At 40.4% G+C, this 22,250-nt stretch carries 20 protein-coding genes; 9 read left to right on the top strand and 11 right to left on the bottom strand.

Annotated elements, in window-relative coordinates:
• Positions 1-7: 7 nt before the first annotated feature.
• Together K1X66_06965 and K1X66_06960 are read left to right on the top strand one after the other, a co-directional pair.
• Complete coding sequence (locus tag K1X66_06965; GenBank protein ID MBX7158109.1) at positions 8-2,404, top strand: UvrD-helicase domain-containing protein; 2,397 nt, start codon at positions 8-10, stop codon at positions 2,402-2,404.
• An 11-nt stretch (positions 2,405-2,415) separates the two neighbouring features.
• The gene (locus K1X66_06960; GenBank protein ID MBX7158108.1) at positions 2,416-3,069 is read left to right on the top strand and encodes a lipoate--protein ligase family protein; all 654 of its coding nucleotides are present in this window, start codon (positions 2,416-2,418) and stop codon (positions 3,067-3,069) included.
• Between the two features lie 3 nt (positions 3,070-3,072).
• Here the strand turns inward: K1X66_06960 and K1X66_06955 are convergent, their stop codons facing one another.
• Positions 3,073-3,945 (bottom strand): hypothetical protein, encoded by an 873-nt coding sequence (locus K1X66_06955; protein ID MBX7158107.1) that lies wholly within the window; start codon positions 3,943-3,945, stop codon positions 3,073-3,075.
• 15 nt (positions 3,946-3,960) lie between these two features.
• Entirely contained in the window at positions 3,961-4,284 is a 324-nt protein-coding gene (locus tag K1X66_06950) for a hypothetical protein (protein ID MBX7158106.1), read from the bottom strand.
• 52 nt (positions 4,285-4,336) lie between these two features.
• On the opposite strand from K1X66_06950, the gene ruvC reads away from it, so the two are divergent.
• Positions 4,337-4,825, top strand: coding sequence for a crossover junction endodeoxyribonuclease RuvC (gene ruvC, locus K1X66_06945; GenBank protein MBX7158105.1), 489 nt, complete (start codon positions 4,337-4,339; stop codon positions 4,823-4,825).
• A gap of 151 nt (positions 4,826-4,976) precedes the next feature.
• A complete protein-coding gene (locus K1X66_06940) occupies positions 4,977-5,516 on the top strand; it encodes a DUF2062 domain-containing protein (GenBank protein ID MBX7158104.1) in 540 nt (179 codons plus the stop codon).
• Between the two features lie 3 nt (positions 5,517-5,519).
• On the opposite strand, the gene K1X66_06935 is transcribed toward K1X66_06940, so the two are convergent.
• From K1X66_06935 to K1X66_06915, 5 genes are all read right to left on the bottom strand, one after another.
• Complete coding sequence (locus tag K1X66_06935) at positions 5,520-6,785, bottom strand: hybrid sensor histidine kinase/response regulator (GenBank protein ID MBX7158103.1); 1,266 nt, start codon at positions 6,783-6,785, stop codon at positions 5,520-5,522.
• A 2-nt stretch (positions 6,786-6,787) separates the two neighbouring features.
• Positions 6,788-9,499, bottom strand: a complete 2,712-nt coding sequence (locus K1X66_06930) for a response regulator (GenBank protein MBX7158102.1) — start codon at positions 9,497-9,499, stop codon at positions 6,788-6,790.
• A complete protein-coding gene (locus tag K1X66_06925) occupies positions 9,492-10,928 on the bottom strand; it encodes a class I SAM-dependent methyltransferase (GenBank protein ID MBX7158101.1) in 1,437 nt (478 codons plus the stop codon). Before K1X66_06925 ends, K1X66_06930 begins: the two co-directional genes overlap by 8 nt.
• A 321-nt stretch (positions 10,929-11,249) precedes the next feature.
• Entirely contained in the window at positions 11,250-11,426 is a 177-nt protein-coding gene (locus K1X66_06920) for a hypothetical protein (protein ID MBX7158100.1), read from the bottom strand.
• 84 nt (positions 11,427-11,510) lie between these two features.
• Complete coding sequence (locus tag K1X66_06915) at positions 11,511-12,263, bottom strand: SDR family oxidoreductase (protein ID MBX7158099.1); 753 nt, start codon at positions 12,261-12,263, stop codon at positions 11,511-11,513.
• An 89-nt stretch (positions 12,264-12,352) separates the two neighbouring features.
• Between K1X66_06915 and K1X66_06910 the strand changes: the two genes are divergently transcribed.
• A complete protein-coding gene (locus K1X66_06910) occupies positions 12,353-13,615 on the top strand; it encodes an outer membrane protein transport protein (GenBank protein MBX7158098.1) in 1,263 nt (420 codons plus the stop codon).
• Here the strand turns inward: K1X66_06910 and K1X66_06905 are convergent, their stop codons facing one another.
• The 3 genes from K1X66_06905 to zwf all read right to left on the bottom strand — a co-directional run bounded on the left by K1X66_06905 (position 13,616) and on the right by zwf (position 17,349).
• The gene (locus tag K1X66_06905; protein MBX7158097.1) at positions 13,616-15,028 is read right to left on the bottom strand and encodes a LysM peptidoglycan-binding domain-containing protein; all 1,413 of its coding nucleotides are present in this window, start codon (positions 15,026-15,028) and stop codon (positions 13,616-13,618) included. It abuts the gene before it with no gap.
• Between the two features lie 97 nt (positions 15,029-15,125).
• On the bottom strand, positions 15,126-15,830 hold the full coding sequence (pgl, locus tag K1X66_06900) for a 6-phosphogluconolactonase (GenBank protein ID MBX7158096.1): 705 nt from the start codon (positions 15,828-15,830) through the stop codon (positions 15,126-15,128).
• A gap of 4 nt (positions 15,831-15,834) precedes the next feature.
• A complete protein-coding gene (gene zwf, locus K1X66_06895) occupies positions 15,835-17,349 on the bottom strand; it encodes a glucose-6-phosphate dehydrogenase (GenBank protein ID MBX7158095.1) in 1,515 nt (504 codons plus the stop codon).
• A gap of 108 nt (positions 17,350-17,457) precedes the next feature.
• Here zwf and K1X66_06890 point away from each other — a divergent pair, with 108 nt between their 5' ends.
• The gene (locus K1X66_06890; GenBank protein ID MBX7158094.1) at positions 17,458-18,288 is read left to right on the top strand and encodes an aminotransferase class IV; all 831 of its coding nucleotides are present in this window, start codon (positions 17,458-17,460) and stop codon (positions 18,286-18,288) included.
• Positions 18,289-18,297: 9 nt separating this feature from the next.
• Positions 18,298-19,239 carry a flippase-like domain-containing protein gene (locus tag K1X66_06885; GenBank protein ID MBX7158093.1) on the top strand — a complete coding sequence of 314 codons (942 nt, stop codon included), beginning with the start codon at positions 18,298-18,300 and terminating at the stop codon, positions 19,237-19,239.
• A 110-nt stretch (positions 19,240-19,349) separates the two neighbouring features.
• On the opposite strand, the gene K1X66_06880 is transcribed toward K1X66_06885, so the two are convergent.
• Positions 19,350-20,843 carry a hypothetical protein gene (locus K1X66_06880; GenBank protein MBX7158092.1) on the bottom strand — a complete coding sequence of 498 codons (1,494 nt, stop codon included), beginning with the start codon at positions 20,841-20,843 and terminating at the stop codon, positions 19,350-19,352.
• A gap of 198 nt (positions 20,844-21,041) precedes the next feature.
• Here K1X66_06880 and K1X66_06875 point away from each other — a divergent pair, with 198 nt between their 5' ends.
• Together K1X66_06875 and K1X66_06870 are read left to right on the top strand one after the other, a co-directional pair.
• Entirely contained in the window at positions 21,042-21,773 is a 732-nt protein-coding gene (locus K1X66_06875) for a MotA/TolQ/ExbB proton channel family protein (protein ID MBX7158091.1), read from the top strand.
• A gap of 18 nt (positions 21,774-21,791) precedes the next feature.
• The gene (locus K1X66_06870) at positions 21,792-22,211 is read left to right on the top strand and encodes a biopolymer transporter ExbD (GenBank protein MBX7158090.1); all 420 of its coding nucleotides are present in this window, start codon (positions 21,792-21,794) and stop codon (positions 22,209-22,211) included.
• The last annotated feature ends 39 nt before the right edge of the window (positions 22,212-22,250 follow it).

Raw genomic sequence — 22,250 nt, 5'->3', positions numbered from 1 at the left:
CATTGCCATGCCTTCCGACAACTCGGCCCGACACCGTTTTGAAACCGAGATTCATCGCAATTTCTGTATCGCTGCAGGCGCGGGCACAGGTAAAACCACTTCGATTGTTCGTCGCATTTGTCATTTAGCCACTCACACCTCTACTCATTCCAATCAAGATGATCCTTTAAGCCGACTCGTTGTTGTAACTTATGGAAAACTAGCTGCAGAAAAATTAAAAATTCGCACCCAAAACCTATTAATCGAACAACTCACCGCCAACTCAGAACTTCACCCATTACTCAATCGATTAAAAAAAGCCTATTTCGGAACCATTCACAGTTTTTGCCTGAAACTTCTCACGCAAGAAGGACATCATCTCGGATTACCAAGCGATTTAGATTTGATCGACGATTCCGCTGAATTATGGACAACTTTTTGTGAAAGCCAGGAACTTAAAGAACTTCAATTACCCGAAGAACCTCTAAATAAATTTCTTCGCCATTTCACTTTCGAAACCTTATTGCAAATAGCCTCCAAAATAAAACCTGCTGACGCTCGAAAGCGCTTGCAAAAACAAATCTCTTTTTCATTACCTGTTCTACATTTTACACCTGATCAACCTCTAAAAGGTCGAGGCGCAGAAAGCACAGCTAAAAATCAGACTCATTTAATGAAGTGGTTGGATGCTTTTCATGCTAATCAAAAATTTTTAGAAATTCCTTTTTACGACAAAGGCTCAAAATTTTTTAAAGATCAGGCACAGCATACTTTTTATCCCTACCTTAATGCCCTATCAGAAATAGCTCTCTTCCTTGCGTCTCACGTTGCCTTGGCTTACCAAACATTCCGAGTCAAAGAACGAAAAATTACTTACGATGATCAAATTCAATGGTGTCACCAACTTCTTCAGTCACCGGAAAGTCTAGAGCGTCTACGCGCGCGTCGTTACATCATTTTATTAGACGAGGCACAAGACACCGATTCCGACATGTTCTCCATATTAGTCGAATTGGCTCGTCCTGCGAAAAGTTTACCTTTTCAATGGCCACAAAACCTTCAAGCGCCTCCACCCGAATCGGGTCGTTTTTCCTTTGTGGGTGATAATCAACAAACCATTTATAGCAACCGCGCTGATGTAGCAACCTACACGCGTTACACTCAAGCCTATGAAAATCAACCCGACAGCGAATGCTTGGAATTTTCCGTCACACAGCGTTGCCCTCAACATATCGTGCAAACGGTAAACCATGTATTTCCTCACCGTCTCACACAAAGCCATGTTCAATTTCGTGAATTGATTCATAAACCCACTTCTCATCCTGGATTCTCGATAGCTCTCCATTTTACTTCTACTACAACTCCTTCGCTCGAAACTAAGGAAGCATTTATAAGTGAATGCCATGGGGTCGCTCAATGGCTCACCAAACACCCGTTACAACAACTACTCAAAAGTGCTTCATGGAACTGGAATGACGTAGCAGTATTGTGCCCTCGAATTGAATGGCTCGAACAAGCCAGACAAATTTTTGACCTCTACCAACTTCCCACAGTCAGTCTCTCTCAAAAACAACCTGCTTTTTTAACTCCTGCTTTGAGCTGGCCAACTATGCTCCTTTACACGCTTTTTCATCCTTACGATCGTTTTGAATTGTTGGGAGTTTTGAGAGAAATTTTTGTCATTTCGGACATAGAATTAGCTCAAGCGCACTTGCAATTATCTGAAGGTCTTAACCTTTACAGTCAAACGCCCCATCATCCCAAACTCCAAGCTGCGTTGACTTTCCTACAAAATTTAAAAGAAATTTGTTCCTCAGAAACGCTTCCACTAAGTTTAAGCCAAAAAGTTCAACAAGTTTTTGAGCAAACGCAATTAGCTGATCGTTTACAAGCAATTGATGAATCATTAGAATCTTTAGAATATATCCTGAATCAAGCTTGCATGGCTGAAATTCAAGGCGTCTCTTTTTTAAGTTTTGTAAAACAACTGACCGAACAATTAAAAAATCCTGCTCCCCTTTTCTCTACTCCAAATGACGCCATTCAATTCTTAACTAGCATGAAAGCAAAGGGATTAGAATGGCCTATTGTCATAGCCTTAGGCATGAACCGTCGCATCTATCACGCGCCCGAAACTTATCCCAAAATCAAACGCCATCCGGAAACACAAGAATTAAAAATTCAAGTTCATCCTTACCAAAAAGATTGTGACGACGAAGCCATCACAAAAAAAGCGCAACGAGAAGAATTACAACGTCTTTTATATGTCACTTTTACTCGCGCTAAAAAGGTGTTAATTGTGCCCCAAGCTCAAGCACTTTATGCTAATGAAACAGATTTCACCTTTTCTAACTTAGTCGACTGGGAAGCGTTGCCAGCTAACACTTTTTCTCAAATCATTGAAATTGATGCGTGCTTGAAATAGATTATTTCATTATGGCTCGCGTCATTCATCATGATAAAAACTCTCCTGCTTACAATATGGCAGTTGATGAAGCTCTTTTGCGTCTTTGCCAAACCCCTGTTTTAAGAATTTACCAATGGAATGAACCCGCTGTTTCTTTAGGGTATTTTCAAAGCAAAAGCGTGGTGCCTCCAGGTCGAAGTTTTGTCCGACGTTTAACCGGTGGTGGTCTGGTGGATCATGCAAACGATTTTACCTATACACTCATTTTTCCTCGCAACCACTCCCTTGCACAAAGCGGAACGAGCGAAAGTTATCGAAAAATTCATGAAGCCATCCAAAAAGCGTTATCCCACTGTCACATCACCAGCCAAGTTATTCCCGCACCTTCTGAACTGGAATCTTCAGCTTGCTTTCAAAAACCGGTTAAATTTGATTTAGTCAATAGCTCCGGACAAAAAATTGCCGGAGCCGCACAACGTCGCACCCAACTTGCCGTTTTGCATCAAGGCAGTCTTTTAATCAATTCTTTGCCGACAACTTTTTTCTCACATCTTATTCAAGCTGTAGAAGAAATTTTTGAAAAAAAATTCCAAAGCGATCAATTAACCGAAGAAGAAATCGTTTTGGCAAAAAAATTAGAGAAAGAACGTTATTCGCTCAAAATCTGGAATGAAATGCGATAAGATTTAAACTCCCATTTCAACCCGAGCCAAAGCTCGAACCGTTTTTCGCAATCGATGCAAAAGTTTTTCGGAGGGCAAATGCTGATGAAAAGTAATCAAATAAAAAGCCTGCCAATGACTGATTTGCAGAGTTAATTCACCAAGAGATACAATTGTTTGATCACGAAAAACAAGATCTAACTCCTCGGCAGCAAATCGGCATTGATAAAAAAGTTTCAATACTAAATTCGCTAGCACTTTACGATTGATTTCGATCGAGGTTTCCAAACCTAAAATTAATCCTTCTTGATCGATAATGGCGGCACCATGAATTTCAGAATTTTTTAGCAAAATTTTTGGTAAATTAACCAGATCCACTTCAATTTCTGTCGGATTGTTCAACCAACGTGACAGAGCTCGATAAGCACGTTGTCGACGTTCAGCCACGGTAGAAATATCTTGCGACACCGAAGAAAAAGATTCGGATATGACGACTGAAGGCAGCGAAGAAATAAAAGTTTGAGCATGAGAAGTCGATTGTTCGACAATCGATTCTTGTTTTTTTTCTTCAGGTTTTGCTACAGGTTCGCTCTCGGTCAAACTTGCTAGTGAAGCTAAAATACGTTGACTTTCTGAAACCATATCTTCTGAAGAAGCTGGAGAAACCTCGACTGGTAAAGAGGAAGTTTGAGAGGCATTATTTTCATTTGAGCTTAAAGAAATCGAGCCAGCAGAAACTTTTTTTAATCCGGAAGGCAATGCTTTCAAACGAGGCGTAACTTCGGAACAAGTCGGTTTGCGCTCATCGGACGAAGATGCATTTTGCGCCGAATCGATAGAAGATTCTTTTTTTTCTTCACCCTTGTCGTTTTCCGAACCGAATCCAAACAAACCCATAAGTTTGAGTTTAACCTAAAACTCAATAGAGAACAGCTTTAATCCGTCGATTTCACCAGAATAGGGATCCTGGGTCGTGTTATGATAACCTGCTCCATAGGCTTTCGGGGCAAAAGGATTGATTGCTTGCCAAGCCGGTTTTGTTTTAATGAATTGGATAATCGCTCCACTATAATTAGCTCGTTTGCCAATAATGCGATTAGGAGCTCGCGAGGGCTCTACAGGAGTTATTTTCTTTTTTGTTTTGGGCGTTTCTATTTCAAAGGTTTGCCCCATCACTCCGTAAACGTTAAAAATAAAACAACCCAATAACAACCAAGTTTTGATTTGAGTTTTCATAGTAATAATATGCCATAAATGATACTATTTTTCTATTAAGAAACCATCTCTCATGAGCTCTTCACAAGTGATTCTTGGCATTGATCCCTCGCTGCGCAGTACGGGTTATGGCGTTATCGAAAGCTTTTCTCCATCCCGTCATCGCGTTTTAACTTGGGGAATCATTAAAAATTCGCCTCAATTAAGCGTAGAAAATTGTTTAGCGAACCTTTATGAAAAATTGCAGAGTTTAATTCATGATTATCATCCTCATGGTGTCGCATTAGAAAGAACCATCTATGTGCAAAGCCATTCGGTTGCTATCACGCTAGGTTGCGCACGGGGAGTTGTTCTTCTGGCAGTGGCTCAAAATGGTCTGGAGCTTTTTGAATATGCTCCGCGTCAAATTAAAATGGCCTCAACCGGGCGCGGAGCTGCTCGTAAGAATCAAGTCGCATTCATGATCCGAGCTTTATTAGGCTTAGACACCACTCCCTCGCCCGACGCAAGTGATGCCTTGGCAGTGGCTTTAACTCATGCGCAACGTTGTCGCTACGCTTAACAAAACCATGTGTAAGACATTATCATTCTTCGATTTTTTCTTTTCATTATTTCTTTCTAATTTAATAAGCAAAAGAATTGTGTTACATAGTAAATTGTCAGTCGTTTGTTGCTGCTGGCGAGTGACACGTCAGTTTGAATAGGAGCTATTGTTGAAACTCAAATATTTTCGTTGGATTCATAAGAAAGGATTTTCTCGAAGGCGACTTCGTGGCGGTTTTTTACATCGTTGTTTTGGCGACAATCTTTTTTTGAAATCGTCTTGGGCTTGGCGAAAACAACCGGTCGCGCGAGGATGGGTTATTGGCTGCTTAATTAGCACGAGCCCTTTTTTTGGATTTCATTTGATTGCAGGTTTAACTCTGGCTCTTTTGTTGCGTGCCAATCTTCCGACTACTATTATTTTGCTTTTTACTACCAATCCTTTGACAGCCCCTTTTTTTTATTCTTTTGCGTATGCTTTAGGATGTTTCCTCCTAAATCGCCCTCTGACTACTCTATCTTTTGAAGGCAATTTCACTTGGTTATGGCAAGCAGGATTTCCACTATTTCTTGGTTGTTCAGTAATCGGTTTAATCTTAGGGCTCGGAGGTTATTTTTTAATTCAAACTCTTTGGAAAGAAAAAACGAATACTTTTTCTAAACATAATCGAAACCACCACAAAATTCAAAATCTTAGCAGCGAAGATTAATTCTTAACCTTTTGCTAAAAGATCTTCCCAAACTTGTTCGTTAATAAAAACTTTTTGTAAGAAGTTACGATCCTCTTCACGACAAAGAGAAGTATCTGGATCAAAAGGCAAACGAACGCTAAGACGCAATCCTCCTTCAGAGCGATTTTCCACCTTCATAGAACCTCCGTGATGATGCACAATGAAGTAACAAGCTAAAAGGTTAATGCCATACTCCTGAGCGCCATTGCTACGCACAAAAAAGGGATCAAACACGCTACGCAATAATTCATCCGAAAGCCCTTTGCCATCATCTTCTAAAACGATCAAAATTTCTTTTGGTTCCGCACCATCAGAAACTCCTTCTTTCACCGTGAAAGACAATTTCTGTCCTTTGGCTAAACTTGCCAATTCATCCGCCAATAACAAACGAAAAAGTCGATCAAACATAGCGCTATCCCCCTTAACTTGAGCAAGTGTCTGGGGCAGATGTGATTCCAAAGAAACTGACTGGGCTTGAAACTTGGGTTGAAAAGATTCTACAGCCGATCGAATTAAACTTAACAAATCTACTGGCTTGAAAAGATCGGGTTTCGGTTTATCAGGAATATGTTCCAAATCCGCTAAAATATCGATAATTTTTTTAACCTGATCTTTAACTAAACCGTAAAAATCGTTCCAAAAATTGGGATTTCTCAATTTTTCTATTTCAATGCTTTCGGAGCGCAATTCTGCCGGTGCCAAATCCAAAAAAGTTTTTACTGCCACCAACGAATTGCGCATGTGATGTCCCAAACCAGAAGCCAAAATCCCCAAACTAAGCAAACGATCCGTCATCATGACCCGATGCAACGCTCCGATTTTTTCTTTTAACAATCCATCGCGTTCTTGTTGAACAATGAAAAATTCCAAACCACGACGCAATGTCATTTCCATATAAGGAATATCCCAGGGTTTAGTAATATATTTGTAAATCGCGCCCGTATTAACAGCATCAATAGCAGCATCCATATCAGAATAAGCCGTTGCTAAAATTCTCAAAATACGTGGTCGTAAGTGACGCACTTTTTCCAACAACTGAACCCCTTTTTCTCCAGGCATTCTCTGATCCGTAATCAAAATACCAATTTCATCAGCGTGATTTTTCAAAATTTCAAAACCATCCGCAGCGTTGGATGCAGTAAAAATGCGGAAATGATCATCAAAACTTCGCGTGAAATATTTCAATGATTTTTCTTCATCATCCACGTATAAAATAGCAAATTTTTTGTAGTCGTAAGGAGTTTCCATAATTATATCTTTAGAGCATCGCTCTCAATTGATTGTTTTTTACAGTTTTGCGATGGAAATTCAATGATGAATTCACAAAATTTCCCCACTTCGCTCTCGACTCTCACCCTTCCTTGGTGTTGATGAATAATCCGATAGCAAATACTTAACCCCAATCCCATGCCTGCACCAACATCTTTTGTCGTGAAAAAGGGGTCAAAAATCTTTTCACGATTTTCTTCTTGAATGCCCATTCCATTATCTCGAATGCTAATTGCATTTTCGGAACCGATACCTCCTTGAATACGCAAAGTGGGCACTTCTCCATCCTTAAATTCTTTTTCTTTCATACTATCAATCGCATTTTGCAACAAATTAATCATTAAATGAATCAACTGATTTTTATTACCTAGAATTTCCCAATCTTTAGCCACTTGAACTTCTACTTTAATATTATCGCGATGAATTTCTGGATTAATAAAATGGATAGCGGCATCAAAAACATCCTGAACAAAAACCCACGTAAAACTTTCCGTGTCGGGATGTGTGAATCCACGCAAATTCGTTACAATACTGCGCACTCGCTGAATGGCATCATTCACATCTTGTAATGTTTCGTTAACTTTTTCCTGCGAAGGTTCAGGCAAGTGAACCAATTCTTTTTTCAAAACATACATTGCCGAATTCGCATAATTTAAAGGGTTGTTAATTTCATGAATTAATCCTGCACTCATGCGCCCCAAAGATGCCATTTTGGCCGATTGCACCAACTGAGCTTCCGCCTCTTTGATCTGTTCCAAAGCCGCCTCCAATTCCTGGTTTTTTCTAGCAATTTCTTTTTGCAACTGAAAAGCGCTAATTAGATTTTCGCAACGCACTAAAAGTTCCGTTAAGGAAAACGGTTTCGTTAAAAAATCGGTTGCGCCTGCCGAAAGCGCCGCGAGCTTTGTCTCCTCATCTGCGCGCGCCGTCACAAGAATAATAGGTAAATGCCGAGTTGAAATTTTTTCTCGCAACTCCTGACAAACCTGCACCCCATCTTTAACTGGCATCATCATATCTAACACAACTAAATCCGGCAAAAACTGTTGCGCCTTGTCAATAGCCTGCTGGCCATTAGTCGCTTCCAAAATTTGAAAACGCGTTTGCAACTGCGATTTAATAAATCGCAACATATCAGGCTCATCATCTGCAATTAAAACTTTTGGCCGATTGGAAGAAAGATTGGTCTCAACCGGCTTAATCGATTCTCGTAAAGAAACCATCGCCGGAAATAATTCTGCTCGCTTATGCAACTGCACTAGCCACTCTTCCGAAGGTGAAACTACCGTGACCTCCTCTGCTTCGCTTCGTTCCCCATTTAATGACCACTCCGCAAGCGGTAACGTATGAGACGGTTCTAAATCCACAGTCGCCTCGCCTTTTTCCAAAGGCAAATAAATCGTCATCTCCGTCCCTTTTTTCAATTCACTTTTAGCTACAATTTTACCGCCCTGCGCTTCGACCAATTCTTTAATCAAAGCCAACCCAATTCCTGTGCCCTGATATTTTCTTCGAGAAGAAGTGTCCGCTTGCCAAAAACGCTCAAAAATATGAGGCAGATGCTCTTTAGCAATACCCATTCCCGTATCGATCACCTGCAAAACCAATTGGTTTGATTGCTCAAAAAGTTTTACGGTAATGCTTCCTCCTGCCGGAGTGAATTTCAAAGAATTAAAAACCAAATTAAGTATAATCTTCTCAAACTTATCACGATCTAATTTAACCCAACTCAATTGTTCGGAAATTTGATTGTTAATCCGCACCATTTTATCCTCTGCCATTTTTTTAATCGAAGTCAGTATTCCCAAGACTAATTTTTCGACATCAACCGATTCTTTCTTAATTTCCATGCGGCCCGATTCCAATTTCACCAAATCCAATAAATCATTGATCAACTTCAACAATCGCATCGCATTGGAATACATAATCTCTAAAAGCTCCATACCTCCTCGAATCGTCTTCAACTCTTTTTGAGCCCGCAATTTATCCAAAGGAGCTAAAAGCAATGTTAACGGCGTTCGCAATTCATGACTGACATTGGCAAAAAATCGGCTCTTGACCTGATCCAACTCAATTAATTTCTGATTCGCCGCTTCCAACTCACGCTTATTTTCATCCAATTCATAGCGCGAAGCAAACTCGCGAAAACGCAATCGATTATAAAAGTAACTTCCCGTAAGCACAATGATAGCTGTTAAAATAATGAAATAAAGATTACTAATAAAAGCTTTAATGTGTTCAAAATTTCCATGAGTGAATATCGCAATAAAATAACAAACTACCACTACAGAGACAGAAACAATACTCTGTAAAAAGGTGCCTTGGACCACAGCGCTCGTTCCTACAATCACTAAATTCAATCCCGCATAATAAGGAGAGGTTTCACCTTCTGTTCGATAGATCATCCAGGCCATAAAAAAAGTAGGGAGGGCATACCAACCATGAGAAAAAATCAAATAATAACGCTCTCCCCATTTAGTATTTAAAATAAACCAAACTAAAAAAATTAAAAAAGCACATAACAATCGAGCATTAAAGAAGGACAACAAATAAGAAGGATAAACAAGAAAATCAAGCAAAGCACCGAGCGGCATTAAAGAACCAGCAAGCAAGCACGCGATACGAGCATTTACAATCCGCATCTGACGGTTGTATTGCTTAAAAGCTTCTGTTAGATGGATTGCATCAGACATTTACCAAACTCAAGTTTTTCCTTAACTCCAAAAAAATGTTAACCTTTGTTTCGTCGGCTTTGACTGACCAAAAGTTTTTATCTACGGCTTTTGGGACCAAATATTGAAGATTTTCTGAATTACGATAAATTAAATGCCATTCTAAAACATATTCCATCATATTTTTTTGCGGATTCTGAATGTCCACATTTGTTACCACCACTAACCCGCCGGGCCTAACTAATTGGTAAAAAACTTCTACTAATCTTTGGCAAACTCTGTCTGATAAATAATCGAATAATCCAGCGCAGTAAACCAAATCATAATCTTCAGGCATCAGTATCTCGTTACTTTTTCCACACTCTTTTAAAATTTGATGAACTGATTTTTTAACAAAACGAAACTCAGCTTGCCGCTTAAATTGCTTACAGGCATTTTTAATTTTTTGCTCCGTATAAGCTAATGTTTCATCATTAAAATCAATTAAAGTAAAATGCGCTAAATCGCTAAGATCGTAAGCCTGAAGAAAATTTTGTATTTCTTGAGCGGGACCGCAACCCAAATTTAATATCTTAATTTTTTTGCCAGAAGTTTTTAAACGTTCCACCTCATCAAATAAAATATTAGTTAAATATTTAACGCGGTTTCGGTGTGCCTGTGCAGGAGCCTGTTGTAAAAAGGAGTAGTTAATTACTTTAGCAAATAAGGAGCTCCCTTGAAAAGGATCGTTCAAAATCATATTTACCATTTCAAAATCACCCGCATAGCCTAAAGGTTTTTGATAAGTTCGATGGACAAAAGGAGCACAAAGCACCAAAGGATGAAGTTGTTGCTTGGCGTAAAAACGATGAATAGGACGCATAGGCTCCTGTATGCCCGATGTCATTTCTTCAAAACGGTCAAAAAGTGGTTGAACGCGCCTTAGCATGACTCCTTCTAAATCTTCTAGGATTTCTCTTTCTACCTGTTCATGATTCTGGTTGGGATCTGCCTGAATTCCAAACTCAACTTGCTCCAGCCATTGTCTTAAATCGGTTAAAAACATCTGGATATCGGCAATCATAACTTTAAAATCAGATACGACACCTTGAAGTCTTTCCCAGCCTTTGAGAAAAGTTTCGAATTCAGATTTTATATTTTTTTGAAGGCCAAAAGGGGAAAAAACGTCTACATCCAACCAGGATTCTCCTAAACTCACTTCACAAATTAATAAAAGACCTGTATTAACAATCCCACTCACCACAGCCTTGCCATTATAAGCAAGCCTTTCTCCCACAAAAATTTTAAATTCAGATAAAACTTCCGAATTTTGTAATATGCTAAAGGGATTATAAACTTCAAAGGTAACAGTATGACGAGTCATTCGAAGCACCGTGGCGCGCACAGCACTTCCTTGACTATTACGACAAACAACAAAACTTTCCTTTCCCGAATCCGAACTGATCATCATAGTCAGTGTAAACTTAAAAATATGCCTCGAAAAGCCTTATGATACAAGTGAAGAAATAACTCATTAGTTTTAGGTTTGATAAATAAAATTAAAGCTTATTCCAGCAAAGAAAACCATTTTCCTCTTCCTAAAAAGAGGGTGGCTGAGGTTTCAATATTTTATAAATAGAGATTATGTAAAGTAAATTCCTGATCTCTTTCTTTCCGCGAAAGCTAGAGCCAGATAGATTATTATCTCACTTAGGAACAGAATTAACACTATTCATTCAAGATTCAAACCGCGATCTTTCACTAGTAAATAAAAAGCCGTGATTTCTTGCTATCAATTGAGATCAAACCTACCCTCTTTCCAATCAGATTCTAAGAAGTCCTCATCTTCCTCATTTTTGACTAACTCATTTAATCCCTTAAGATAAGCAATAAATTCTGCGACTTTTTCTACTTGCGAATCCGACAAGTCTTGAAGCTCTCTTAAAACCACTTGCAATGGGTCGCTCATGAAAAAAAAGCATAGAAGAACGCTCTTTTTCTTCAATCTTTTTTTCAAAACGATAATGAGAAAAGTAAATCACTTATTATTAATCTACTGAACTGTTGCTCCCCCATCCACCACCATGGAGTGACCCGTGACAAAAGACGCCTCGTTCGAGCATAACCATACAACAGCCTTAGCAATTTCTTCCGGTTGCCCCAAACGACCTACCGGCTCTTGTGAAATCAGCCATTGCTCAATTTGAGGATTTCCTCCAATCATGCGATCTAAAAGAGGAGTATTAATAGCACCGGGACAAATCGCATTCACTCGAATGCCTAATGTCGCATATTCTAAAGCAGCTGTTTTAGTGAGACCAATCACACCATGTTTGGCAGCTACATAACTACTATAACCCCGAAGCCCTACAACTCCCGCCACGGAAGACATGTTAACAATAGCTCCACCTCCTTGCTTTAACATTTGAGCTATTTCATATTTCATACATAGCCAAACCCCTTTTAGATTAATACTAATCAAGTGCTCCCAATCTTTTTCACTTAATTCATGAAGCGGAAGTTGAGGCCCTTCAATACCTGCATTGTTAAAAGCACAATCCAAGCGACCATACTTTGCCACTATTTTTTCAACCAAAGCCGCTACCTCACCCTCTTTTGATACATCCATTTTAATATAAAAAGCCTCTTCACCGATACTTTTAATTTCTTGGATTAACCCCTGCAAACCTTCTTCATTTTTATCAGCAACCACGACTACTTTTGCTTTTGCTTGAGCTAACGCAAGCGCTGTTGCTTTGCCGATTCCAGAACTTCCCCCAGTGACTAATACCACTTTATTTTTCATGTAAATTACCTTTTATACTTTTTAATAATAGTCTCGCAATTCCATAAGTTACTTAATAGAATTTTTTTTAACTGTAAATCATTATTAGTATGCACACCATCTCCTGTCGTTTTTTCTATTATTTTATTGTGAGTTTCTTAACCTTTTTTACCATTAATTTTCAAGATAGCCATGGATTTGGTTTTTTACTCCCCAACCAAGATGCCGAAGCAATGGCTCGTGGAAATGCTTTTGTGGCAACGGCGGATAATCCTTCTGCCATTTACTACAATCCAGCCGGTATCACTCATTTAGAAAAACAAAATCTTCAGTTCAATCTCTATGCTATTACCGTCAAATCAGAATATCGAAGTCTAGATGGTCACCACTCTGATACAGATGGTGAGCTGCAATCCATACCAAGCTTTTTTTATACCGTATCACCTAAAAACAGCCCCTTTTCTTTTGGGCTAGGTCTCTACGCTCCTTATGGATTAGCATTAGAATGGCCAGAAGATTCTGGGTTTCGCAGCATCGTTACAGAAGCCAAACTACAATATTTAACTTTTAACCCTGTCGTTGCTTTACAAGTCAGTCGTAGTTTCTCTATCGCTGCCGGCCCAACCATTAACTATGCCAAAATTTCAATAGAACGCGGAATCTTTGTGCCAAGTAGTTTGTATAACAATCCTCAAAATTCTTTATTCGGTCTTCCCAAAAGCGATGAATTTGAAGTAGAGGGAGACGATATCGCTTACGGTTTTAATATTGGTCTTTTGTGGCAACCCATTCGCCAACTTTCTTTTGGAGCAACTTATCGAAGTGCAACAACTATGAATTTTCGTGGCAATTCAGAAGCCAATCCCTACACTCCTTCTGAAATTACTACCGTTGGAGTTGATTTTCCTCAACAGGTTGTAGTGGGCGTTTCATATCGTCCCACCCCATCTTGGAATTTTGAATTTAATGCACACTGGTCGGATTGGGACACATTAAATAGCGTAACCATTCAAAAAAATTCAGGAGATGTCGTTTTGCCTCTCAATTGGAAAGCAAGTTGGATGTATGAATTTGGAGCTAGCTACTATTTTCAGAACGGTTTGACCCTAAGTGCTGGTTACGTCTTCAGTGAAAATTCTGTGCCAAATGCTAATTATTTTCCTGCCCTACCAGACACTGATTTACATTTCATGAGCTGCGGACTTTCCTACCGTTACAAAAATTGGCGTTACGCCGCAGCTTACCACTATGTTACTGGACCTTGGAATCATGTGAGAAATAGTGAAACCACTTCTATGGTTGGAGAAACTGCCGATGGAGATTATAAATTTGATAATCACGCATTTTCAGTTTCAATTGGCTACCAGTTTTAATTAGTCCAATCTTCGATGCAATAAAGTAGCTGGGAAACGATCACCGGGACAATCAGTAGGACGGGGATTGATTTCGCGATGCAAACAAAATTTGATTTTAGAATTACCACATATTTTCTTGAGATAATCGATAAGTTCAATACAAGCGGCTATTTGTTTAGCCGTAGGTTTATCGCGATTAAAATCTCCCACGAAACAGATGCCAATCGCAATCGTATTTAAATATTCGCTATAAAGATGTCCCCCCTGCAACTGTTTCATCCAGCGATTACCAACTTCGATCTCACCATCGCGAGTGCTGCTTCCATTACCAATCACAAAATGATAGGCCAAACCATTTTCCATGCGTTTGACTTTGCGATGATAAGTATCAAAAATTTGAGCATTCCCTTGTCTCGTGCCGCTATGATGGACTACGATATATTTCCAACGACCCGGCTTTACTCTGGGTTGATCGATTTTCGCTTTAACGCGTTGAAGAAAAATATAGTTGTCACCACCCTTTGAAGAATCGGGCTTAGGAGGAGGACTTGGAGGCGGCTGAACCGGTTTGGGCGGAGGAGGTTTAGCGACAGGTCGCGGCGGTTCCGGTTTTTTTTCTGGTTCTGGTTTTTCCACTTTTTCTGCTTTTTCAATTCTTTCTGTTTTTAATTCAGGCTTTTTTTCCTCAGTCTTATTCGAGACAACAACTGATGAGTTTGTGAGTTCAGGAGAATGAACGGGTGCTGTTGGAGCATTGCTAATCAATGGCGGCTCCGGTTTTTTTTCAGGTTTGGGCGAGGAATCTAAAATTAAAGGCTCTACCTTAGGGGGTAAAGAATCTGGTTTAATGGAGACAACATCAGCGTTAGTCATTGAGCCAACTGAAGACGGCAAATAAATTTTCAAACGTTGACCAATCTTAAGAATAGATTTTGCTGAAATTTGGTTCCATTGCGTCAATTCTTCAACTGAAACTCTAAAGCGCTTGCCAATGTTATAAAGATTATCGCCCGGCTTCACGACATAAATCTCTTCAACATGCGATGAATTTTTGATTGGCGCTGAAATCACATTAGTGATTAGTAAAGAATTCGTTGATTCTTTTATTTCATTTGTAAGAGTTGATGCATTAGTAAAAGTCTGCGCAACAACATTACTATCTGTATTTCGCAGCTCAGGCAAAGGAATAACTAAAACAGGTTCTGCATTGGTCGTGGCCGAATTGGTTACTATAACAGGATTGGGAATCACCAACTGCTTACCAATGGATAAAATCGCTTGCGGATCAATTTGATTAACCTCAACCAAATCAGTCAAAGAAACTTTATGACAAACAGCAATACGAGTGAGCGTATCGCCTTTTTTGACGATATAAACTTGGTTCGTTTCCGCCCATGTACAACTGGCAAAACCTAAAACCAAATTCAGCAAAACAAAACATTTCCCGAACACGCTGTTCAGCGTAACAAGCCTTTTGCAACTGTCGAGTCAGAGCGCACTAAGCTTTTGTGGCCTGCTCTTCATCCTTTTACGACTCTTCTTTCTGTTTTTCGCTCAAGAAATAATAATATTTAGAATTTTGGGGACGAATTCTTGCCGCAGGATAAGAAGCTTCCAAATCGCGCAACGCATCCAAAATTTCTCGCTTTTCTTCACCGCGAATCAAAAACCAGGCTTCTCGCGCTGTGTTGAGAATCGGATAGGTCAAAGTCAATCGTAACGTTTTTAAATTTTTCACTTCATTCACCGCAGCAAAACGACCTGCTTCCCGCAACGCGCTGGAGCCTGGAAAAAGCGATGCCGTGTGACCATCTGCTCCCAACCCTAACAACACCAGATCAAAACTAGGAGGATCACCCAAATTTCGTTTTAACTGCATTTCATACTCCTCCGCAGCTGCTTCAGGACGCAATTCCGTTCTCCAACGATAGATAGAAGAAGAAGCTCCATGGAGAACATCCAATAAATTTTGTTTAATCATCAAAAAATTACTCTGAGAATCATCCGGAGGCACATAACGTTCATCACCAATAAAAAGACGCGTCGCCCCCCAATTCCATTCCTCTTTCGCCAACGCTTGATAAAATGACTTGGGGGTGGAACCTCCTGCTAAAGCCACAGCAAAAAAACCACGATTTTGTATCGCGATATTTCCTAATCGTTTCCAGGCTTTCAGTAAATTATCTATCCAAGCCGGTTCATTATCGTATTCAAAAAAAGCTACATTTTTCATAAAATCAAGGCGCGGTCGATCGAGTGCTCGCCTCCTCCGTCAACCAACGATTTCCCTCGCATGTCATTAATTGATCTGCCGCTTCAGGCCCCCAACTGCCCCGAGCATAAGTGTGCATAGGTTGATCCTGCCACTGATTTTGAATCGAGTCAACTATACGCCATGCCTCTTTAACCTCATCCGCACGAGTAAAAAGCGTGGAATCGCCCACCAACGCATCATACAACAAACGCTCATAAGCTTCAGGCGAATACGAACCAAATTCCAAAGCATATTTAAAATCCATATCCACCGATTCAATACGACCACGTCCTGGTGTTTTCGCATTAAAACAAAGATGAATCCCTTCATCCGGCTGGAGACGAATACGCAACGTATTGCGCATCAAATGCAAACCGCACTTTGCTTGAAACAAAACACTCGGTGGTCGACGAAAAACCACCACAATTTCACTAGTTCGATGCTTCAAAAACTTGCCCGTTCGCAAATAAAAAGGCACCTCTGACCAACGCCAATTGTCTACAAATAATTTGACTGCCACGTATGTTTCCGTCATCGACTTAGGATCTACCCGCTCCTCGTTTCGATATCCATCATATTGTCCACGCACCACACGTTCCGATAATTGCTCCTTCTGAAAATCGGGAATAGAACAGAGCACCTTCACCTTTTCATTACGCAACGATTCCGCATCCAACGACGCCGGCGGCTCCATCGCAGTTAAAGCCAACAACTGCATCATATGATTCTGAAACATATCTCGAAGCGATCCAGACTTATCAAAATAACCCCCTCGCGATCCCACTCCTTCGGACTCCGCCACCGTAATTTGAACGTGATCAATATAGCGACGATTCCAAAGCGGTTCATAAATAGAATTAGCAAAACGAAAATACAGCAAATTCTGAACCGTTTCCTTACCCAAATAATGATCAATACGATAAAGCAAAGACTCGGCTACCGCGGCTTGCAATTCCTGAGTCAATTTTTCTGCTGTCTCGCCATCAATGCCAAATGGCTTTTCCACAATTAACTTTTGCCTTTTCGATTCCGAAAAAAGACCCGCTCCATGAAGATGATGCGCCACCACACCAAAATATTCCGGCGCAGTTGCTAAATAAAACAAGTAATGCCCCTCTACCTCACGACTTCCTGGCAACATCAACAAACGTTGCTGCAATCGTTCATAAGCCGAAGCATCGGGAAATTCTCCCACCGAATAAAAAACGTGCGATTCAAATTCCGCCCAAGCTTTTTCATCCCATTGCTCCGAACGTGAAAATTTTTTAACCCCTTCCTTCATTTCCGCGCGAAACTGTTCATCGGTTTTGGGACGGCGCGCAAAACCCACGATTTGAAAAATCTCCGGCAAACGTTTTTCTAAATAAAGATGAAAAAGTGCCGGCATCAACTTCCTCACCGTCAAATCACCAGACGCACCAAAAATAACCATCGCGAACGGAGGTGTCACCGTCATTCCATCCCCCAAATCACATGTAGAACGATAAATCTCAGTCATAAACGCCAACCCTTAGCAAACCTTAATCTCGAATCGAGAAAATACTCACTTTCCTATCTTATTTCAAAACTCGCCATTCTCAATTATTATGCCATTCTTCACTGCCTTATGTCGCATTCACCTTTTTTTAATATCAACGGAAAACTGATCCGCTCTGATCGCGCTCAACTGCCCATTCAAGATCTTACTTTTTCACGAGGCTACGGCGCATTTGAATCCATCCGAACTTACCAAAAAATTCCATTTCGTCTCGAAGCCCACTTGCAACGATTAAAACAAACCGCAACTCTTATTCATCTAAAACTTCCGTGTTCTTTAGCCGAAATCAAAAAACGCGTTTTCAAAACGCTCCAAACCAATTCTTTTCCGGAAAGCTTAATCAAAATTTACATCACCGGCGGAATTTCATCGGGCTTTATCCCAGAAAAAACTGGCTCAGTCATCATTTGGATTGAACCCTTTAAACCTTTTCCCGTATGGCAATATCAAAAGGGCATTTCACTTTATACCACACCACTTACCCGCTCCTTTCCCGAAGCCAAATCGACCAGCTACTTAAGCGGAGTCACAGCCACTATCGAAGCGCGGAAAAAAGGCTTTGACGAAGCCGTGTTTGTTGACAATCAAAACGCCATTTTGGAAGGATCCACTTTCAACGTTTTCGCCATCAAAAATAATCAAATTATCACTGCAGATAAAAACATTCTTATCGGAATTACAACTCAGGAAGTGATAAAATTAATCAAAAAAGAAAGATTAAACCTTATTCGTAAACCAATTTCTTTCGCTCTGTTAAAAAATTGTTCCGAACTTTTTATTACCTCCAGCAATCGCGAGATTATTCCTGCTATTCGAGTGAACCAAATTAAAATTGGTAACGGCAAGCCTGGTCCCCTTACCCAGCGTTTGCATCAACTCTATCAAAAACTCACTGGTTAAATTTTTAGCATGAAAAAAATTATTTCCCTCATCATCAGCCTGGGCATCCTTGCAATCATCTATTGGAAAATCGATTTTCGCGGATTATTACCAGTCTTTGCCCACTGCCATCCAGGCTGGATGATTACCAGCCTTGCTTTAGTTATTCCCCTCACCTTTTTAACAGCTTGGCGTTTTCAACAAATGATTCCTCTAGAAGTCGCTTTCCCCATTGGAGAAGCCACGCGATTAACCTTAGCAGCAAGCGTTTTAAATCTCGTTCTTCCCTCAAAAATGGGTGATCTCGCAAAAGCTTACTTCTTAAAAAATCAGGGACATCTACAAGGCTCACTCGCATTTTCCCTCGTCGTTTTTGAAAAAACTTGCGATATGCTTTCTTTACTACTCTGGGGGATTTTAGGATTGCTACTCTACCCACAAAAAGATGCACTTTTTTGGATGATGACCTTTGCCATCGTCAGCGGCACTATTCTGGGGTTCGGACTTTTAAGTTCCAAAAAACTTGCGAAAACTTTCTTTTATTACAGCTCACATTTTTCCCCCAAGAAAATTGCCGAAAAACTTCATAAACTCGAAGAAGCTTGGCTTACCATGCATGACTACTTTTGGAAAGATCGCAACCGCCTTTTTCGCGTGGCGCTCACCTCTATTTTTTTATGGTTTTTGCACCTTTTCCAAATCTGGCTTTTCATACTAGCTTTGCGTGCATCAGTTCCTTTTCTTACTAATTTAGCGCTTTCTCCCTTAGCCATTTTAGCCGGTCTTATTCCTCTGACCTTTGCCGGAGTCGGCACACGCGACGGCGCTCTTATCTATTTTTACCAACCCTATTTTAACGCTCACATCGCTGCAGCATTGGGCTTACTTTGCACCGCACGCTATGTTTTGCCAGCAATTGGCGGGTTACCCTTTTTCGCTAAATATTTTTCTCAGCTTAAAACTAAAAGCTAAAAATCAATAAAATAGGATTGTCAAATTCCTTTCAAATCAGGCGGGTTGCCTTTTACACGTTATTTAATCAAATTCGTTTTACAAAGTAATATTTGCCTCATAGTTATTTTTCAAGGCAATCGCCCTTCAAACAACTCCAAACGATCCACAAAATCTTCATTAGCGCGATAGAGCACACGATCCGAAAACGGTGCCACTTTAAATTCACCAACTTGCCCACCTTCAACCATCGTTCCATTAACCCGTTTAGAAGGCCCTCCCGTAATAGGCACATAAAAAGTTTCTCGCGTCTTTTCCAACCAATCATCCACGCTATAAACTACCTTGGTTGAATCAGGAGTGATTTCGTTTTGCAACACATCTTGCTGGCCTTGCAAAGGTAAATTTAATTTTATCGAAGCTCCACCAGTAACAGGAACACTAAAAATTTCAGAAGCATTGATATTGACTATTCCAGAATAAAGCACTCGAGCCGAATCGCCGCTGATAGAAAAATTAAAAACCGTTCCTCCATTTATCACCGCTTTATTGAGCTTTGTCACATTTCCTCCGGCTATAGGAACACTAAAAATTTCGTTCTTTTTATCAACCTCCACATCGCCAATATAAACTACGCGCGAAGAATTCGGACTAATCTTGAAATTACCAATTGCACCATTCATGACTATGGGTTTATTCAATTTAATCAATCCCCCGCCCGCTATCGCAGCGCTATACAGCTCTAAGTCAGTGCTATCATCATCCGCTAAAAATACAACACGACTTGAATTGGGCGCAATTTTAAAGTCGCCCGCTGTTCCGCCCTGCATTAAAGGACCGTTCAGTTTCGTTGAAGCTCCACCGCTTAAAGGCACACTAAAAATTTCATGTTGACCTGGTTTCACGATTGCTAGATAAACCGCGCGCTGAGAATTAGGACTGATTTCAAATGCAATCACATCACCCGCCATTTGCAACGAATTTAATTTTGTTTTCGCTCCTCCATCGATAGAAACTTGGTAGATTTCTCGCATCCCAACATTTTCATAATTTCCCTGTAAAACTACGCTTTGCCCATTTGGCGCTATTTGAAACCAATAACTCCATGCACCCGGAATCAAAGGATCATTCAATGTAGTAATCGGCCCTCCTTCAATCGGCACACTAAAAACTTCCAAAGCTAAATCCCCGTTAGGATTCACGCGATAAATCACTCTTTTCGAATCTGAACTAATATCAAACTGTTCAATACTCACACTATTATTAGGCGCAAACGGTTGACTTAGTTTAATAGGTTGAGGATTATTAATTTCCACACTGTAAAGCTCTCCGGGCAACCCATCTTTTAAAGTCGCCTTAAAAACCACCCTTTGAAGATCAGGACTAATTTTAAATTCATACACCCTGCCTGCAGTCTCTACCAAATGCAGCGGTTCACTTAAATTAACTACGGAACCACCATTTACCGATACCTTATAAAGATCAAATACATTCAACGCTCCAGGGTCCGCAATATAAACAACCGAGCCTTGGCCCTTCGCAGACATGGCAAAATCATAAGGCCACGCAACACTTCCAAATTCCGAAAAAGGCTGACTTAACTTAAAAGCATGAACCGAATTCATGTGAGTAAATAACATTAAAAACCCTAAAAAAAGGCTAAAAAATTTTGAATTATTCATAATTTTGTTTAAAGGATAAATAAAAACCACTTTTTTAGAAAAAGCAAATTTTTTTTAAAAAAATAAAAAAAAATTAAATTAGTACTTCACCCTAAAGATTTGGCATTGAATTTTAAGCCTAATTTATGTTCTAATGCCTTGATGCAACTCAGAATTTTAAGCAGTTTTATTTTTGTTATCATCCCATCTTTTCTTCAAGCTCAAACCCTCTCTCTAGCAGCCGTCTCCTCTCCCACACTTTGGACGGTTCTACAAAAAGGCGGTTGGGCCATCGTTCCCCTTCTTCTTCTCTCGGCAGTCACCACTGTCCTAATTCTCTATTGTTTTCTTTCATTTCGAGCCAAAACCATCGTCACACCCGCCTTGCTTCAAACTATCGATGCGCACTTGCAAAAAAAAGATCTCCTCGGCCTTAACGCCTATAGCACCACCGATCCTAAAATCATGGCGCGCATTGTTCAAAAAACTCTTACGTTTCACCTGCAAAATCCTGACGCTCGATTCGCACTCTTGCGAGAAATGGCAGAAACGGAAGGTAGCCGTCAAGCCTCACGCATGTATCAACAAGTTACCTACCTTTTTGATATCGGCATCATCGCACCTATGGTCGGACTCGCTGGCACCGTCACCGGCATGATTACCAGCTTCAACATCATCGGCCTCGACCCCAACCTTATTCGGCCGGCCACACTTGCCAACGGCGTCGCAGAAGCGCTCATTGCAACCGCAGGTGGACTCGTCGTCGGCATTCCCGCCATGATTTTTTACTCTTTCTTTAAAGGTCGCGTGCAATATCTGATTTCAGAACTGGAATCCCACACCACCCAATTTCTTGCCCGCCTTGAAATGGAACACACCTCCAACAATAGCTAGCGGTTAGCAAATAAAGTAATGAACTTTCGCAAAAACATTCCCCTTCACGCCGCCGGATTCAACATCACCCCGCTTATCGACATCTTGTTAGTTCTCATTATCTTTTTCATTCTGACCTGGAACTTTTCCCGCGACGAAAAAGAGCTCTCCATCCAAGTGCCTGTCGCCAAACAAGGCCAAGCCAGCAAACCGCACCCTGGCGAAATCATTCTTAACCTCACACCCAAAGGAGAAATCATTTTAAATCGTCGAACTTTAAAACCCGACCAACTCGCAGAAATCTTGCAACGCATTTCCAAAGAATTTCCTGAACAAGCTGTCATTCTGCGTGCTGATGAATCTGTGCCCTACCGACACGTCATCACCGTTCTCGACATCTGTCGCGCTGCGAATATTTGGAACATTGCCTTTGCCACCAGTGACGAAAAAGCCCCTTGAAAACTTTTTTCTGCTGCCTTTTCCTTTTTTCTTATTCCA

The sequence above is a fragment of the Verrucomicrobiia bacterium genome (assembly GCA_019694135.1).
GTDB lineage: Bacteria > Verrucomicrobiota > Verrucomicrobiia > JADLBR01 > JAIBCM01 > JAIBCM01.
This window is presented reverse-complemented; position numbering and strand designations above follow the sequence as displayed.

Bases quoted from the DNA above. Each gene is read 5' to 3' on its own strand.
- K1X66_06965 (MBX7158109.1), top strand. From the start codon at position 8: ATGCCTTCCGACAACTCGGCCCGACACCGTTTTGAAACCGAGATTCAT.
- K1X66_06960 (MBX7158108.1), top strand. From the start codon at position 2,416: ATGGCTCGCGTCATTCATCATGATAAAAACTCTCCTGCTTACAATATG.
- K1X66_06955 (MBX7158107.1), bottom strand. From the start codon at position 3,945: ATGGGTTTGTTTGGATTCGGTTCGGAAAACGACAAGGGTGAAGAAAAA.
- K1X66_06950 (MBX7158106.1), bottom strand. From the start codon at position 4,284: ATGAAAACTCAAATCAAAACTTGGTTGTTATTGGGTTGTTTTATTTTT.
- ruvC (MBX7158105.1), top strand. From the start codon at position 4,337: ATGAGCTCTTCACAAGTGATTCTTGGCATTGATCCCTCGCTGCGCAGT.
- K1X66_06935 (MBX7158103.1), bottom strand. From the start codon at position 6,785: ATGGAAACTCCTTACGACTACAAAAAATTTGCTATTTTATACGTGGAT.
- K1X66_06930 (MBX7158102.1), bottom strand. From the start codon at position 9,499: ATGTCTGATGCAATCCATCTAACAGAAGCTTTTAAGCAATACAACCGT.
- K1X66_06925 (MBX7158101.1), bottom strand. From the start codon at position 10,928: ATGATGATCAGTTCGGATTCGGGAAAGGAAAGTTTTGTTGTTTGTCGT.
- K1X66_06920 (MBX7158100.1), bottom strand. From the start codon at position 11,426: ATGAGCGACCCATTGCAAGTGGTTTTAAGAGAGCTTCAAGACTTGTCG.
- K1X66_06915 (MBX7158099.1), bottom strand. From the start codon at position 12,263: ATGAAAAATAAAGTGGTATTAGTCACTGGGGGAAGTTCTGGAATCGGC.
- K1X66_06910 (MBX7158098.1), top strand. From the start codon at position 12,353: ATGCACACCATCTCCTGTCGTTTTTTCTATTATTTTATTGTGAGTTTC.
- pgl (MBX7158096.1), bottom strand. From the start codon at position 15,830: ATGAAAAATGTAGCTTTTTTTGAATACGATAATGAACCGGCTTGGATA.
- zwf (MBX7158095.1), bottom strand. From the start codon at position 17,349: ATGACTGAGATTTATCGTTCTACATGTGATTTGGGGGATGGAATGACG.
- K1X66_06890 (MBX7158094.1), top strand. From the start codon at position 17,458: ATGTCGCATTCACCTTTTTTTAATATCAACGGAAAACTGATCCGCTCT.
- K1X66_06885 (MBX7158093.1), top strand. From the start codon at position 18,298: ATGAAAAAAATTATTTCCCTCATCATCAGCCTGGGCATCCTTGCAATC.
- K1X66_06880 (MBX7158092.1), bottom strand. From the start codon at position 20,843: ATGAATTCGGTTCATGCTTTTAAGTTAAGTCAGCCTTTTTCGGAATTT.
- K1X66_06875 (MBX7158091.1), top strand. From the start codon at position 21,042: ATGCAACTCAGAATTTTAAGCAGTTTTATTTTTGTTATCATCCCATCT.
- K1X66_06870 (MBX7158090.1), top strand. From the start codon at position 21,792: ATGAACTTTCGCAAAAACATTCCCCTTCACGCCGCCGGATTCAACATC.